Below are 15,702 nucleotides of genomic sequence, written 5' to 3' on the forward strand. Positions count from 1 at the left end.
TTTAAATTCAGCATCACCTTATACAAAAAAAGGAGAATTCTATGCCAGAAGGAAAAATTATAAAAGCTTTAAGTGGGTTTTATTACGTGCAGCATGAAGAAGGGGTTACGCAATGTCGTGGGCGAGGTGTATTTAGAAAAAATAAAATTACACCACTTGTAGGAGACAAAGTTGTTTTTCAGGCAGATAATCCAACTGAAGGTTATGTGCTTGAAGTGTTTGATCGGAAAAATGAACTTGTTAGACCTCCTATTGCTAATGTCGATCAAGCGATCCTTGTGTTCTCTGCAGTAGAACCAGATTTTAACCCTGGACTGTTAGATCGATTTTTAGTGCTGATTGAATATCATAACATTAAGCCAATTATTTGTATTAGCAAGATGGATTTAGTAGATGAAAAGATGAAAGCAACTGTTGAAGCTTATGCGAATGATTATCGTGAGATGGGTTATGATGTTTTATTTACTTCTATTAATACGTCAGAAAGTATTGATATATTAAAACCATACTTAGAAAATTGTGTTTCTGTCGTTGCGGGTCAATCTGGTGTCGGGAAATCTTCAATGCTTAATGTGCTACGTCCAGAATTAGAGCTGAAAACAAATGATATTTCCTCCCATTTAGGACGCGGGAAGCATACGACAAGACACGTAGAATTAATTGCAATTGGGAGTGGGCTAGTAGCAGATACACCGGGTTTTAGTTCACTAGATTTCATTGATATAGAAGTAGAAGATCTTACATATTGTTTTCCAGAGTTGAAAGAAGCGAGCCAATACTGTAAATTTAGAGGGTGTACACATCTTTCTGAACCGAAATGTGCGGTGAAAGCTGCGGTTGAAGAAGGGAAGATTACAGAATATCGCTATAAGAACTATAAACAATTCGTAGAAGAAATTAGAGAGAGAAAGCCGAGGTATTAGTTATGATTAAAATTGCACCATCGATTTTATCAGCAGATTTTTCAAAATTAGGGGAAGAGATTAAAGATGTAGAAAAGGGCGGAGCGGATTACATTCACGTTGACGTAATGGATGGACATTTCGTACCAAATATTACGATTGGACCGTTAATTGTAGAAGCAATCCGTCCGATTACATCATTACCATTAGATGTACATTTAATGATTGAAAATCCTGATAACTATATCCCGACTTTCGCACAAGCGGGAGCGGATATTATTACTGTTCACGTAGAGGCGTGTCCGCATCTACATCGTACAATTCAGTTAATTAAATCTCATGGCATTAAAGCAGGTGTTGTATTAAATCCACATACGCCAGTTTCAGTGATTGAGCATGTATTAGAAGATATAGATATGGTATTACTTATGACAGTAAACCCTGGATTTGGTGGACAGAAGTTTATCCATTCTGTATTACCGAAAATTAAACAAGTTGCAGACATGGTGAAAGAGCGCAATCTAGAAGTAGAAATTGAAGTTGATGGTGGTGTAAATGCTGAAACAGCAAGACTTTGTGTGGAAGCGGGAGCAAATGTACTTGTAGCTGGGTCAGCAGTATACAATCAAAAAGACCGCGGTGAAGCAATTCGCGTAATTCGTGGGTAGTGATGAACTTTTATCCTAGTAAGGTATTTATAGGATAGGGTAAAAATACGTAAAAAGGCAATCTACCGAATGGCAGATTGCCTTTTTACAATGGAAGGGGAAGAAAAAATGATTATTCATATTTTGGCAGGAGGACCTTCGGAATATTGCGCAGATTTTGCTCGATATGAGAATGAGGAAGTAGTATGGGCAGCGGTTGATAGGGGAGTATACCGTCTATTAAAGAAAGGGATTACACCGGCTGTTGCGTTTGGAGATTACGATTCAGTTACTGAAGAAGAATTAGTATGGATGGGACAGCAAACGAACGAATTACATATTGTTCCGCGAGAAAAAGATCAAACGGATTTAGAAATTGCAATCAACTGGGCATTAGAACAGAAGCCGGCACTAATTCGTATTTTTGGTGCTACCGGTGGAAGGCTTGATCACGGTTTGGCAAATATACAGATGCTTTTAAAAGGATTAGAAGTAGAGATAGAAATGTGTATTGTGGACAATAAAAATGAAATAACAGTTAAAAAAGTGGGTACACATATAATTGAAGAAAATAAAAATTTTCCTTATGTATCTTTTGTACCAGTTACTGAAATAGTGGAAGGGATTACATTGTTTGGTTTTAAGTACCCTCTTACTAATAAAACAATAGAGTGGGGATCAACACTTTGTATTAGTAACGAACTCGTTGAGGAAAAAGGTACTTTTTCATTTACTTCTGGCATATTAATGTTGATAAGAAGCACTGATTGAAGAAACAATTTTGCTCCTTACATCATATAGTGACCAAGTGGAGTAATGGGGATTAGGAGGGAAACCATGAGATTTTATACAATTAAGTTACCTAAATTTCTTGGTGGAATAGTTCGTGCAATGTTAAATACCTTTAAAAAAGATTAAAAAAAGCACCTATCACCGGTGCTTTTTCCATTGTTATAGTAAAAAAAGAGCCTATTGGCTCTTTTTTTTATTATTAAACACGTTCGATTTTGCCAGATTTTAATGCTCTAGCAGAAACGTAAACACGTTGAACTTTTCCGTCGATGCGTACGCGAACTTTTTGAAGGTTAGCGCCCCACTTACGTTTTGTAGCGTTCATTGCGTGAGAACGAGAGTTACCAGAACGAGCTTTTCTTCCAGTAATAGCACAAACACGAGCCATTTATATTTCCCTCCCTTGATACCTTACCATACGTAATTTTTCAATGTTAGTCTTTTATGCGATGCTAAAAACACTACTATAATTTAACACAACTAAAAAGAGAATGCAACACCGTAGAAAAAAGAAATCAAGAAAATTTACTTGACACTATATGTCAATGAAGAAAAGTTGAAATCCATAAAAATTGCTTGACATATTATAGTGGTACATGTTGTATAATAACAATGGACTATTTTGCTCATCATAAAAAAGTGTAATTTAAAACATAAAATATGAGAGTGAAAAGAAAGAACGATGGAATTTTCTTTAAAAAGATTATATGATAGTAACTAAAGTAGTCTAGCTCACTTTCACCATTTATGAAGGGGGAAACGAGATGTCAATTGAAATTAAAACGAAGTACGGTCAAATTGATATTAGTACAGATGTAATTGCAACAATTGCTGGAGGTGCCGCGGTAGATTGCTACGGTATCGTAGGTATGGCATCAAAAAATCAGTTAAAAGATGGATTAACAGACATTTTACGAAAAGAAAACTTTACTAGAGGTGTTATTGTTCGTAAAGATGAAGATGAAGTACATATTGATATGTATATTATTGTGAGCTATGGTACGAAAATTTCAGAAGTGGCACATAATGTGCAGACGAAAGTGAAATATACATTAGATCAAACTGTAGGACTAGCAGTAGATTCTGTAAACATCTACGTACAAGGAGTTAAAGTAATAAACTTGTAATGTGCATTAAGGAGGAAAATCTGTGTCAATTCAAAAAATTGATGGAAAACGTTTATCACAAATGATCATGCAAGGAGCGAATAATTTAACAAACAATGTTCAGCTTGTTGATGCATTAAACGTATTTCCAGTTCCAGATGGCGATACCGGTACAAACATGAACTTATCTATGACTTCAGGTGCGCGTGAAGTGAAAGCAAACCCTTCACAGCATGCTGGTAAAGTCGGCGTAAGTTTAGCCAAAGGATTATTAATGGGAGCTCGTGGTAACTCTGGAGTTATTTTATCTCAGTTGTTCCGTGGTTTCTCTAAATCCATTGAACAAAAAGAAGAATTAACAACAGTTGATTTTGCTGCAGCACTAGAAGCTGGAGTAGAGGCGGCTTATAAAGCGGTTATGAAACCGATTGAAGGAACGATTTTAACGGTTGCAAGAGAAACGGGTAAATATGCAGTAACAGTTGCGAAAAAACAGCGCGACTTTGTTTTGTTTATGGAAGACGTTGTGAAAGAAGCAAACGCATCGTTAAATCGTACGCCAGATTTATTACCTGTATTAAAACAAGTTGGCGTTGTAGATAGCGGTGGTAAAGGTCTTGTAGTGGTATACGAAGGATTTTTAGCTGACTTAAAAGGAGAAACGATTTCTTCTGATGCACCGACGCAACCATCTATGAATGAAATGGTACGCGCAGAACATCACCGTAGTGTACAAAGCCAATTGAGTACAGAAGATATTAAGTATGGATATTGTACGGAGTTCATGGTGAAATTAGAGGCTGAAAAGGTGAAAGAGCATAATTTCTCTGAACAAAAATTCCGTGAAGATATTAGTGTATATGGTGATTCTCTACTAGTTGTGTCTGATGATGAAATTGTAAAAGTTCATATCCATGCAGAACATCCTGGAGACGCTATGAACTACGGACAAAAATACGGTAGTTTAATTAAGATTAAAGTAGAAAATATGCGTGAACAGCATACTGCTTTATTAGATGAACCTACTATGGTTCCTGAACAACCAGCTCAATCGAAAGAAAAACAACCATATGGTATCGTAACTGTAGCTATGGGGTCTGGTATTAAAACTTTATTTGAGAGCATCGGTGCAACGAAAGTTATCGAAGGTGGTCAAACGATGAATCCAAGTACGGAGGATATCGTGAAGGCAATTGAAGAAGCAAATGCTGAAAAAATCATTATTTTACCGAATAACGGAAATATTGTAATGGCAGCAGAACAAGCGGCATCAGTTGTAGATCAAGAAGTTATTGTTGTTCGTTCGAAAACAGTTCCTCAAGGTATGGCAGCAATGTTAGCATTTAACCCAGTTGGAACGTTAGAAGAGAATGAAGAAAATATGCAAGAAGCTTTATCTCATGTGAAAACAGGTCAAATTACGTATGCTGTACGTGATACGGAAATTGATGGTGTAGCAATTCAAAAAGATGACTTCATGTGTATTGCAGATGGGAAAATTGTATCTACAAATGCTGAAAAAGTAGGAGCTGCGAAGCAATTACTAGAAGCGCTTATTGATGAAGATTCTGAAATCGTAACGATTCTACAAGGTGAGGATGCAACTGACGAAGAAGTAGCAGAGTTAGTTGAATTTGTAGAAGAGAAATTTGAAGATGCAGAAGTAGAAGTGCATGCTGGAAACCAACCAGTGTATTCTTTCATCTTCTCTGTAGAATAAGATAAGATTCGTTTTGAAAATAAATGGATTACTTACTTGCTAATGGATAAGAAGTAGTAATATGAAGTTTATTACTAGTTTTTATTCAAAAGGCTAGCATATTGAAGAGAGAAAAGAGCCTTGCTGCTAATAGTGAGGCTCTTTTTTACTTGTTTTATATAAGGGATTTGAGTAGTTTCTCTTAGAATGCCTATGATAGAATATATAAGGTGAAAGAGAGCGATTACAGATGCTAATTGGTACTCAAATAAAATGCAATAAAGAAAATAATGTGACGGGGTGTGAGAATCTTGAATGATGTTGTACAAGTTCCTGTTACGGATGTAAAGGGGATCGGAGGAGAAACATCTGAGTTACTACATGAGATGGGTATTTATACAGTTTCTCATCTATTAGAACATTTTCCGTACCGTTATGAAGATTATGCGATGAAAGATCTTGCTGAAGTAAAGCATGATGAACGTGTAACGGTTGAAGGAAAGATTCATAGTGCTCCTTTGCTGCAATATTATGGTAAGAAGAAATCGCGTTTAACAGTTCGTGTTCTCGTCGGTCGTTATTTAATTACGGCGGTATGTTTTAATAGGCCTTACTATAAGCAAAAATTAAAGTTAGATGAAACGGTAACGATTACTGGTAAATGGGATCAACATCGTCAAACAATTGCTGTATCAGAACTTCATTTTGGGCCGGTTGTACGTCAACAAGAAGTGGAACCTGTTTATTCAGTAAAGGGGAAACTTACAGTAAAACAGATGCGTCGTTTTATTGCTCAAGCGTTAAAGGAATATGGAGATTCTATAGTCGAAGTGTTACCGGATGGTTTGTTAGGGCGATATAAATTATTACCAAGATATGAAGCGCTTAGGGCATTGCATTTTCCGGTAGGACAGGAAGATTTGAAGCAAGCGCGTCGCCGTTTTGTATATGAAGAATTTTTCTTATTTCAGCTGAAAATGCAAACGCTCCGGAAAATGGAGAGGGAAAATTCAAAAGGGACCAAGAAAGAGATTCCGTCAGTAGAATTACAAGAATTTATCGATGCACTGCCGTTTCCATTAACGGGTGCACAGCGCCGAGTTGTAGATGAAATTTTGAAAGATATGACATCTCCTTATCGGATGAACCGACTATTGCAAGGTGACGTTGGTTCTGGGAAAACGGTTGTTGCTGCGATTGGCCTTTATGCATCGAAATTAGCTCATTATCAAGGTGCTTTAATGGTTCCTACAGAAATTTTAGCTGAGCAACATTATCAGTCGCTTGCTGAAACGTTTTCGCATTTTGGTATTAAGGTGGAACTGTTAACAAGTTCTGTTAAAGGTGCGAGACGTCGAGAAATTTTAGCGAAGTTAGAACAAGGAGAAATAGATATTCTTGTTGGAACGCATGCCTTAATTCAAGATGAAGTTATATTTCATAGGTTGGGTCTCGTTATTACAGATGAACAGCATCGATTTGGTGTAGCGCAGCGCCGAGTTTTACGGGAGAAAGGTGAAAGTCCAGATGTATTATTTATGACAGCGACACCAATTCCGCGTACGCTTGCGATTACTGCATTTGGAGAGATGGATGTTTCGATAATCGATGAGATGCCAGCAGGTAGAAAGGTGATTGAAACATATTGGGCAAAACATGATATGTTAGATCGCGTTCTCGGTTTTGTTGAAAAGGAGATAAAAAAAGGAAGACAGGCATACGTTATTTGTCCTCTAATTGAAGAATCTGAGAAACTTGATGTGCAAAATGCTATCGACTTACATAGTATGCTGACGCATCATTACCAAGGGAAATGCCAAGTTGGATTGATGCATGGGAGATTATCGTCTCAGGAAAAAGAAGAGATAATGGGACAGTTTAGTGAAAATAAAGTGCAAATTCTTGTATCGACAACAGTTGTTGAAGTAGGTGTGAACGTACCGAATGCGACTGTAATGGTTATTTATGATGCAGAACGTTTCGGTTTATCGCAGCTTCATCAGCTTAGAGGGCGTGTCGGCCGTGGTAGTGAACAATCATATTGTTTATTAATAGCAGACCCTAAATCAGAAACAGGGAAAGAAAGAATGCGCATAATGACTGAAACAAATGATGGATTTGTATTGTCAGAAAAAGATTTAGAATTACGAGGTCCTGGAGATTTCTTTGGGAGTAAGCAAAGTGGCTTACCAGAATTTAAGGTTGCTGACATGGTACATGATTATCGAGCGTTAGAAACAGCAAGGCAAGATGCGGCGATACTAGTAGATTCAGAAGCGTTTTGGCACAATGATCAGTACGCTGCCTTGCGTACGTATCTTGATGGGACAGGTGTGTTCCAAGGAGAGAAGCTCGATTAAAGGGAGTCAACAAAAGTTTTTGTTGCATTCTACTTTTAATGATTATATACTACTGTTAGTACCTAGTCATAAAAATGGATGGTGCGGTATGAAAAAAAGAAGAAGTAAAAAAGAAAGACAAGAGTTATTACAACAAACAATCGAATCAAATCCTTTTATTACGGATGAAGATTTAGCGGAAAAATTTCAAGTGAGTATACAAACAGTACGACTTGATCGTATGGAATTGTCTATTCCTGAATTAAGAGAGAGAATTAAACATGTAGCTACAAAGCAACATGAAGAAGATGTGAAATCTTTACCGTTAGAAGAGGTTGTTGGAGAAATTATTGATATTGAATTAGATAGACATGCAATCTCTATCTTTGAAGTAAAGGTAGAACATGTATTTAAAAGAAATCAAATTGCCCGTGGGCATCATCTGTTTGCGCAAGCAAACTCACTAGCTGTTGCGGTTATTGATGAAGAATTAGCTTTAACTGCAAAGTCTACCATTCGATACATTCGCCCTGTAAAATTAGGGGAGCGTGTTGTTGCAAAAGCGCGCGTTGAAGATGTAGAGAATGATAAGGGACGGACGGTTGTCAAAGTGCGTAGCTTCGTTGGAGAAGAACTTGTTTTTACAGGCACTTTTGAAATGTATCGATCTAGTAATTATAGTGAGGAAGGTAACAACTTATGAAAATCGCAATAGATGCAATGGGCGGAGATCACGCTCCAAAGGCTGTAGTATTAGGGGCAATGAAAGCTATTAAGGAATATTCTGATTTACATATTACGTTAGTAGGGAAAGAAGAGGAAATTCGTCAATACTTAACGAGTGATGAACGAATTACTATTCTTCATACAGACGAAAAAATAGAATCAACGGAGGAACCGGTAAGAGCGGTTCGTCGAAAAAAACAAGCTTCAATGGTGCTTGCGGCACAACAAGTAAAGGATGGAGAAGCAGACGCTTGTATATCCGCAGGTAGTACAGGAGCTTTAATGGCAGCTGGATTATTTGTAGTCGGTCGTATGGAAGGAATTGAGCGACCAGCTTTATCGCCTACAATGCCAACTGTAGATGGAAAAGGTTTTGTTATGTTAGATGTTGGAGCAAATGTTGATGCAAAACCAATTCATTTATATCAATATGCAGTAATGGGATCTGTTTATGCTGAGAAGGTAAGAGGAATTGAAAATCCTCGCGTTGGACTATTAAACGTTGGAACAGAGGATGGAAAAGGAAACGAGCTTTCAAAGCAAGTGTTTGCAATGCTTAAAGATGCGCCAATTAATTTCGTTGGGAACGTTGAATCAAGAGATTTATTGCAAGGTGTAGCAGATGTTGTTGTATGTGATGGTTTTACAGGGAATGTAGCGTTGAAATCATTAGAGGGAACAGCACTTGCGCTATTCTCTATGTTGAAAGAACAACTAATGAGTTCGTTTACGAGTAAATTAGCAGCGGCGGTATTAAAACCAAAACTTATGGTATTAAAAGATAAAATGGATTATTCGGAGTATGGAGGAGCTGCATTATTTGGATTGAAAGCACCTGTCATTAAGGCTCACGGTTCTTCTAATGACCAGTCGATATTTAGTGCGATTCGTCAAACGAGAGAAATGGTAGCGAAAGAAGTAATTCCTACGATTTCAAGCGTAATGGAGAAAGAGTCACTCCAATAAGAGGAGGATTTGAAATGGGAAAAATAGCATTTCTTTTTCCGGGCCAAGGTTCACAGGCAGTTGGAATGGGTAAACAATTAGCAGAGAATAATAAAGAGGTTGCAAAAGTGTTTGCAAAAGCAAATGAGGTGTTGCAAGATTCACTTTCAGAAGTGATTTTTGAAGGACCGCAGGAAAAGCTTACATTAACAACAAATGCGCAGCCTGCATTATTAACAACGAGTTTTGCTATTTTGACAGCTTTGAAAGAGTATGACATTACACCTGACTTTGTCGCTGGTCATAGTTTAGGCGAATATAGCGCTCTTGTAGCAGCTGGTGCATTAACTTTTGAAGATGCTGTATATGCTGTAAGGAAACGCGGGGAATATATGGAAGAAGCTGTTCCGGGTGGGGAAGGCGCAATGGCAGCTATATTAGGTGCTGATCCACATATGCTGAAACAAGTTACAGAAGAAGTAACAAGTGAAGGATATGCAGTGCAAATCGCTAATATGAATAGTACGAAGCAAATTGTAATTTCTGGAACGAAGCAAGGCGTAGAGGTTGCCTCTCAAAGAGCGAAAGAAAATGGTGCAAAGAGAGCGATTCCACTAAAAGTAAGTGGGCCATTCCATTCTTCACTTATGAAGCCGGCAGCTGAGAAGTTCCAAAGTGTTTTAAATGAAATTACAATTCATGACACGAATATTCCTGTTATTGCAAATGTTACGGCGGAAGTTATTACACGTGGTGCAGACATTCAAGAAAAGTTAATCGAACAGCTTTATTCGCCTGTATTATGGTACCCGTCTATTGAATATATGGTGAACCAGGGAGTAGATATATTTATTGAAATTGGACCTGGAAAAGTACTTGCTGGACTTATGAAGTCAATTGATTCATCAGTAAAAGCATATGCGATATACGATGAAGAGACATTAAAAGATACCATTTCAAATTTGAGAGGAGAAAACTGATGTTAAAAGGGAAGGTAGCATTAGTAACTGGCGCTTCACGTGGAATTGGTCGCGCGATTGCGATCGATTTAGCGAAACAAGGGGCAAATGTAGTAGTAAATTATGCTGGTAATGAACAAAAAGCAAATGAAGTAGTAGATGAAATTAAAAAATTAGGTTCTGATGCAATTGCGGTAAGAGCAGATGTTGCAAATGCTGATGATGTTACAGATATGGTGAAACAAACAGTAGATACATTTGGACAAGTTGATATTCTTGTAAATAATGCTGGTGTAACGAAAGATAATTTATTAATGCGTATGAAAGAAGAAGAATGGGATACAGTTATTAATACAAACTTAAAAGGTGTATTCTTATGTACAAAAGCAGTATCTCGTTATATGATGCGTCAACGTCATGGTAGAATTATAAATATCGCTTCTGTTGTTGGTGTTATAGGAAACCCAGGACAAGCTAACTATGTTGCTGCTAAAGCGGGTGTTATTGGATTAACAAAAACATCTGCAAAAGAGTTAGCAAGTCGAAATATTACAGTGAATGCAATTGCGCCGGGCTTTATTGCGACTGATATGACGGATGTACTAGATGAGAATATTAAAGCCGAAATGTTAAAAGTTATTCCAGCTGCTCAATTTGGTGAAGCGAAAGATATAGCGAATGCTGTAACGTTTTTTGCTTCTGATCAAAGCAAATATGTTACAGGTCAAACGTTAAATGTTGATGGCGGTATGGTAATGTAATAAAAGAATTGATTTCACCTAGTTTTTTTGGTCAATATTTAATATAATATTTGAGGGGAGGTGAATGGAATGGCAGATGTTTTAGAGCGCGTAACAAAAATCATCGTTGATCGTTTAGGAGTAGAAGAGACTGAGGTAGTACCAGCTGCAAGCTTCAAGGAAGATTTAGGAGCAGACTCCCTAGATGTAGTAGAACTTGTAATGCAATTAGAAGATGAATTCGAAATGGAAATTTCTGATGAAGATGCTGAAAAGATTGCTACTGTTGGCGATGCTGTGACTTACATAGAGAGTCATCTATAATGCTTAAGTGAAGTCCCGTTTTTTAGCGGGGCTTTCTCGGCTTATATCTGGAGGGACCTATGCCGTACCGAAAATATAGAGAAAAAAAATACGAAACAAAATATCGTGAAGCATTTAAAGTGTTTCAAGAAAAGATAGGTATTACGTTTACGGATGAAAAATTATTGATTCAAGCATTTACGCATTCATCGTATGTGAATGAGCATCGAAAAAAACCGCATGAAGATAATGAGCGTCTTGAATTTCTTGGAGATGCAGTATTGGAACTGACTGTATCGCAGTATCTGTTTCAAAAATATCCGACAATGAGCGAAGGAGAGTTAACAAAACTACGTGCAGCTATTGTATGTGAGCCATCTCTTGTTCGTTTTGCGAACGAATTGTCATTTGGTAGCCTTGTTTTATTAGGAAAAGGTGAAGAAATGACAGGTGGACGTGAACGACCAGCTTTATTAGCGGATGTCTTTGAAGCGTTTATTGGTGCCCTTTATCTTGATCAAGGGCTAGAAACAGTTTGGGAATTCTTAAAAGAAATTGTATATCCGAAAATTAATGAGGGTGCTTTTTCTCATGTGATGGATTATAAGAGTCAGTTGCAAGAATTGATTCAGCGTGATGGCAGTGGCAATGTTGAGTATCAAATTTTGCAAGAAAAAGGACCAGCTCACAATCGAGAATTTGTGTCACGTGTTACGTTAAATAACGTAGCTTTAGGTCTTGGTAGTGGTAAGTCAAAAAAAGAAGCAGAGCAACAAGCTGCTGCAGAAGCATTGAAAAAATTAAAAGAACAACTATAAGGAATCCCCCTTTGAATGAGGGGGATTCCTTGTGCATAGAATGAAACTTTCTTTTTGTTTGTAAAGAAAAAGAAGGTAAATCCGTATAATACTTGTTTTTGTATAGAGAACATTTATAAAGACGGAGAATAGGAGGAAGGCCTTTCGTGTTTTTAAAAAGATTAGAAATAGCAGGGTTTAAGTCTTTTGCTGAGCGTGTATCTGTTGATTTTGTCCCAGGTGTAACTTCTGTAGTAGGACCTAATGGAAGCGGGAAAAGTAATATTACTGATGCAATTCGCTGGGTACTTGGTGAACAATCTGCAAAATCATTACGTGGTGCAAAGATGGAGGATATTATTTTTGCAGGCAGTGATACGAGGAGAGCGGTTAATGTTGCTGAAGTAACAATAACTTTAAATAATGAAGATCAACGTTTACCAATTGAATACAATGAGGTGTGTGTAACACGTCGTGTATCTCGTTCAGGTGATAGTGATTTTTATATTAATAAACAATCATGTAGATTGAAAGATATTATTGATTTATTTATGGACTCTGGTATGGGAAGAGAAGCTTTTTCGATTATTAGCCAGGGGAAAGTTGAAGAGATTTTAAGTAGTAAGTCAGAAGAGCGTCGAGGTGTATTTGAAGAAGCGGCAGGCGTACTAAAATACAAACTTCGCAAAAAGAAAGCTGAAGGTAAATTAGCAGAGACACAAGAAAACTTAAATCGTGTACAAGATATAATTCATGAATTAAGTAGTCAAGTAGAACCTTTAGAAAGACAAGCTTCTATTGCGAAAGATTATCTTGAGAATAAAGAAGAATTAGAGAAAGTAGAAGCTGCGCTTATTGTCCATGAAATTGAAGAATTGCATGAGAAATGGGAAGCGCTTCGAAATCAGTTTGGGCATAATAAAAACGAAGAAGCTAAAATGTCAACGAATTTACAAAAAAGTGAAGAAGAGCTTGAGGAATTACGAGGACAATTACAAGCGGTAGATGAGTCTGTAGACTCGTTACAAGAAGTACTTCTTCTTTCTAGTAAAGAGCTAGAAAAACTTGAAGGACAGCGCGAGTTGTTAAAAGAGAGAAAGCAAAATGCTACGACGCATTGTGCGCAACTTGAGCAGTTAATTGTTGAATTAACAGAGAAAGCTAAAAGTTACGATGGTGAGATTGATTCAAGTACAGAAGCTTTAATGCAATTTGTGAATGAAGTAAAAGAGTTGGAGCAAAAATTGCATGATAATGAGCAATTACTTGCTACTTTTGCTGACAATTTAGAGGAACAGATTGAGAATTTAAAAGGTGACTATATTGAGCTTTTAAATCAACAAGCTAGTCATCGTAATGAATTATCTATGATTGAAGAACAATCTAAACAACAAAACTCTAAAAATGAACGCCTTGATGAAGAAAATGCGAAATATGTAGAAATGCGTATGGAAATTACAGCGAAAAAGACGAAACTTGTAGAAAGTTACGAACAAGCGAAAGAAAAAGTAGCTGGCATTCTCTCAAACATACAGAAGACAGAGGCGGCGCTTGGGAAATGTAAGACGCAGTATAGTGAAAATGAAACAAAACTGTATCAAGCATATCAATTTGTGCAACAGGCACGTTCTCGAAAAGAAATGCTTGAAGAAATGCAAGAAGATTATTCTGGATTCTATCAAGGTGTACGTGAAGTATTGAAAGCTAGAGAAAATAGGTTGCAAGGTATCGAGGGGGCTGTTGCGGAACTGTTAACGGTACCGAAAGAATACGAAGTTGCAATGGAAATCGCTCTAGGTGCAGCGATGCAGCATATTGTTGTACAAACAGAGGAGCATGCTCGTAATGCGATTGCATTTTTAAAGCAAAATAAACATGGACGTGCAACGTTTTTACCGCAAGCTGTTATTAAAAGCAGATCATTATCATTTGAGCAATTACGCATTGCAAATCAACACCCATCGTTTGTAGGTGTGGCGGCAGAACTTGTGCAGTACAATAATAAATATGAAAATGTAGTTTCAAATTTATTAGGTACTGTTATTGTTGCAAAAGATTTACGCGGGGCGAATGAGTTGGCGAAACAACTACAATACCGTTATCGCATTGTAACAATCGAAGGTGATGTAGTGAACCCTGGCGGTTCTATGACAGGTGGAGCGGTAAAACAGGCGAAATCTTCTTTATTAGGACGTCAACGTGAGCTAGAAGAGTGGACGAACAAGTTAACTGATATGGAAGAAAAAACGACGAAGTTAGAAAACTTTGTTAAAGCAGTAAAGCAAGAAATTCAAGAAAAAGAAGTACAAATACGCGAACTGAGACAAAGTGTAGAGGTAGAGCGTGTAGAAGAACAGAAATTAAGAGAAGAAATTAGTCGCTTAGAATTAGAAGAACATCGTATTAATGATCGTTTATCAATTTATGATTTAGAGATTGAAGGGTTCTTACAAGATCAAGTGAAAATGCAAGGGCGTAAAGAAGAGCTAGAAAAGATTTTAGCGACCCTTCAAGTGGAGATTACGGAATTAGATAGTAACATTGCAGCTTTAACGAAACAAAAAAGTGAGCAGCATTCTTCGAAAGAAAAAGTTCAAAAAGAAATGACAGAGTTAAAAGTGTTAGCAGCTGAAAAGCAACAACGCTTATCTAACCAAAAAGAAAAAGTTGAACGATTGACGAAGGAAAAAGAAGAAACAGATGCAACGCTTGTTAAAACGAAAGAGGACTTAGCATTCTTAAAACAAGAAATGACATCGAACTCAAGTGGTGAAGAGCAAATTACGAATATGATTGAGAAGAAAGCATACGATCGTAATCAAACTTCAGAGTTAATTCGCTCTCGTCGTGAACAACGTGTATCGTTACAAGAGAGAGTAGAACAGTTAGAGCGTAATCTGAAAGAGACCACAGGTAAACATAAATACATTCTTGAGATGTTGAAAGATCAAGAGGTGAAAATTAACCGACTTGATGTAGAGTTAGAAAATAGATTACAACATTTACGTGAAACATATACAATTTCATTTGAAGCGGCAAAACTAAAATATACAATGACAATGCCTGCAGAAGATGCGCGTAAGAAAGTAAAATTAATCAAATTATCCATAGAAGAGTTAGGTACAGTGAACCTAGGGGCAATTGATGAATATGAACGTGTAGCGGAGCGTCATACATTCTTACTAGAGCAGAGAGACGACCTAGAAGAAGCGAAAGCGACATTGCACCAGCTTATTACCGAAATGGATGAAGAAATGAAAAAACGCTTTTCTACTACGTTTGAAGGCATTAGAATGGAGTTTCAATCGGTATTCTCTGAATTATTTGGAGGCGGTAGAGCGGATTTAGTAATGACTAATCCAGAGGATTTACTAAATACGGGTATTGATATTGTAGCACAACCGCCAGGGAAGAAACTGCAGAACTTAGGTTTACTTTCAGGTGGAGAGCGTGCTTTAACAGCAATTGCGCTTTTATTTGGTATTTTAAAAGTACGCCCAGTACCGTTCTGTGTACTAGATGAGGTAGAGGCAGCCCTTGATGAGGCGAATGTAGCTCGTTTTGCACAGTATTTAAAGAAATTCAGTGATGAGACGCAGTTTATTGTAATTACACATAGAAAAGGTACAATGGAAGAGTCTGATGTGTTGTACGGTGTAACAATGCAAGAATCGGGGGTATCTAAACTTGTTTCGGTTCGTTTAGACGCCGGAGAAGAACTTATTGCAAGTGAATAGGAAGGATGGG

At 37.3% G+C, this 15,702-nt stretch carries 15 protein-coding genes; 14 read left to right on the top strand and 1 reads right to left on the bottom strand.

The features are described 5' to 3' along the window. Window positions 1-41 precede the first annotated feature (41 nt). The 4 genes from rsgA (at window position 42) to spoVM (ending at window position 2,467) form a co-directional block, all read left to right on the top strand. Window positions 42-923, top strand: a complete 882-nt coding sequence (rsgA, locus tag MR143_RS25310; RefSeq protein ID WP_001113930.1) for a ribosome small subunit-dependent GTPase A — start codon at window positions 42-44, stop codon at window positions 921-923. A 2-nt stretch (window positions 924-925) separates the two neighbouring features. Then, on the top strand, window positions 926-1,570 hold the full coding sequence (gene rpe, locus MR143_RS25315) for a ribulose-phosphate 3-epimerase (RefSeq protein WP_000589974.1): 645 nt from the start codon (window positions 926-928) through the stop codon (window positions 1,568-1,570). A gap of 69 nt (window positions 1,571-1,639) precedes the next feature. Then, window positions 1,640-2,320, top strand: a complete 681-nt coding sequence (locus tag MR143_RS25320) for a thiamine diphosphokinase (RefSeq protein WP_000752664.1) — start codon at window positions 1,640-1,642, stop codon at window positions 2,318-2,320. 66 nt (window positions 2,321-2,386) lie between these two features. Beyond that, a complete protein-coding gene (gene spoVM / locus MR143_RS25325) occupies window positions 2,387-2,467 on the top strand; it encodes a stage V sporulation protein SpoVM (RefSeq protein WP_001213599.1) in 81 nt (26 codons plus the stop codon). Between the two features lie 73 nt (window positions 2,468-2,540). Here spoVM and rpmB read toward each other — a convergent pair whose 3' ends face one another. Further along, window positions 2,541-2,729 (bottom strand): 50S ribosomal protein L28, encoded by a 189-nt coding sequence (rpmB, locus tag MR143_RS25330; protein ID WP_000124776.1) that lies wholly within the window; start codon window positions 2,727-2,729, stop codon window positions 2,541-2,543. A gap of 376 nt (window positions 2,730-3,105) precedes the next feature. Here rpmB and MR143_RS25335 point away from each other — a divergent pair, with 376 nt between their 5' ends. The 10 genes from MR143_RS25335 to smc all read left to right on the top strand — a co-directional run bounded on the left by MR143_RS25335 (window position 3,106) and on the right by smc (window position 15,692). Next, a complete protein-coding gene (locus MR143_RS25335; RefSeq protein ID WP_000021109.1) occupies window positions 3,106-3,468 on the top strand; it encodes an Asp23/Gls24 family envelope stress response protein in 363 nt (120 codons plus the stop codon). Window positions 3,469-3,490: 22 nt separating this feature from the next. Then, window positions 3,491-5,167: a DAK2 domain-containing protein gene (locus tag MR143_RS25340; protein ID WP_000027129.1), complete on the top strand. Its 1,677-nt coding sequence runs from the start codon at window positions 3,491-3,493 to the stop codon at window positions 5,165-5,167. A 290-nt stretch (window positions 5,168-5,457) separates the two neighbouring features. Continuing rightward, on the top strand, window positions 5,458-7,506 hold the full coding sequence (recG, locus tag MR143_RS25345; protein WP_001000812.1) for an ATP-dependent DNA helicase RecG: 2,049 nt from the start codon (window positions 5,458-5,460) through the stop codon (window positions 7,504-7,506). A gap of 88 nt (window positions 7,507-7,594) precedes the next feature. Continuing rightward, window positions 7,595-8,188 (top strand): transcription factor FapR, encoded by a 594-nt coding sequence (gene fapR, locus MR143_RS25350; RefSeq protein ID WP_000747349.1) that lies wholly within the window; start codon window positions 7,595-7,597, stop codon window positions 8,186-8,188. Further along, window positions 8,185-9,177, top strand: coding sequence for a phosphate acyltransferase PlsX (gene plsX / locus MR143_RS25355; RefSeq protein ID WP_000684100.1), 993 nt, complete (start codon window positions 8,185-8,187; stop codon window positions 9,175-9,177). The genes fapR and plsX overlap by 4 nt, the downstream gene beginning before the upstream one ends. 14 nt (window positions 9,178-9,191) lie before the next feature. Then, window positions 9,192-10,136, top strand: a complete 945-nt coding sequence (gene fabD / locus MR143_RS25360) for an ACP S-malonyltransferase (RefSeq protein ID WP_242281067.1) — start codon at window positions 9,192-9,194, stop codon at window positions 10,134-10,136. Next, a complete protein-coding gene (fabG, locus tag MR143_RS25365; protein WP_000911771.1) occupies window positions 10,136-10,876 on the top strand; it encodes a 3-oxoacyl-[acyl-carrier-protein] reductase in 741 nt (246 codons plus the stop codon). The genes fabD and fabG overlap by 1 nt, the downstream gene beginning before the upstream one ends. A 69-nt stretch (window positions 10,877-10,945) precedes the next feature. After that, window positions 10,946-11,179, top strand: a complete 234-nt coding sequence (gene acpP, locus MR143_RS25370) for an acyl carrier protein (protein WP_000786062.1) — start codon at window positions 10,946-10,948, stop codon at window positions 11,177-11,179. A gap of 59 nt (window positions 11,180-11,238) precedes the next feature. After that, window positions 11,239-11,976, top strand: a complete 738-nt coding sequence (rncS, locus tag MR143_RS25375; protein ID WP_001146875.1) for a ribonuclease III — start codon at window positions 11,239-11,241, stop codon at window positions 11,974-11,976. 146 nt (window positions 11,977-12,122) lie between these two features. Then, window positions 12,123-15,692 carry a chromosome segregation protein SMC gene (gene smc, locus MR143_RS25380; protein ID WP_000478969.1) on the top strand — a complete coding sequence of 1,190 codons (3,570 nt, stop codon included), beginning with the start codon at window positions 12,123-12,125 and terminating at the stop codon, window positions 15,690-15,692. Window positions 15,693-15,702 lie beyond the last annotated feature (10 nt).

This window comes from Bacillus cereus group sp. BfR-BA-01347, assembly GCF_022663835.1.
GTDB lineage: Bacteria > Bacillota > Bacilli > Bacillales > Bacillaceae_G > Bacillus_A > Bacillus_A thuringiensis_K.

What these genes read in the sequence shown, in the direction of transcription:
- fabG (WP_000911771.1), top strand. Translation starts at nt 10,136, where the DNA reads ATGTTAAAAGGGAAGGTAGCATTAGTAACTGGCGCTTCACGTGGAATT.
- fabD (WP_242281067.1), top strand. Translation starts at nt 9,192, where the DNA reads ATGGGAAAAATAGCATTTCTTTTTCCGGGCCAAGGTTCACAGGCAGTT.
- fapR (WP_000747349.1), top strand. Translation starts at nt 7,595, where the DNA reads ATGAAAAAAAGAAGAAGTAAAAAAGAAAGACAAGAGTTATTACAACAA.
- MR143_RS25335 (WP_000021109.1), top strand. Translation starts at nt 3,106, where the DNA reads ATGTCAATTGAAATTAAAACGAAGTACGGTCAAATTGATATTAGTACA.
- rpe (WP_000589974.1), top strand. Translation starts at nt 926, where the DNA reads ATGATTAAAATTGCACCATCGATTTTATCAGCAGATTTTTCAAAATTA.
- acpP (WP_000786062.1), top strand. Translation starts at nt 10,946, where the DNA reads ATGGCAGATGTTTTAGAGCGCGTAACAAAAATCATCGTTGATCGTTTA.
- rncS (WP_001146875.1), top strand. Translation starts at nt 11,239, where the DNA reads ATGCCGTACCGAAAATATAGAGAAAAAAAATACGAAACAAAATATCGT.
- plsX (WP_000684100.1), top strand. Translation starts at nt 8,185, where the DNA reads ATGAAAATCGCAATAGATGCAATGGGCGGAGATCACGCTCCAAAGGCT.
- MR143_RS25320 (WP_000752664.1), top strand. Translation starts at nt 1,640, where the DNA reads ATGGCAGATTGCCTTTTTACAATGGAAGGGGAAGAAAAAATGATTATT.
- spoVM (WP_001213599.1), top strand. Translation starts at nt 2,387, where the DNA reads ATGAGATTTTATACAATTAAGTTACCTAAATTTCTTGGTGGAATAGTT.
- rsgA (WP_001113930.1), top strand. Translation starts at nt 42, where the DNA reads ATGCCAGAAGGAAAAATTATAAAAGCTTTAAGTGGGTTTTATTACGTG.
- rpmB (WP_000124776.1), bottom strand. Translation starts at nt 2,729, where the DNA reads ATGGCTCGTGTTTGTGCTATTACTGGAAGAAAAGCTCGTTCTGGTAAC.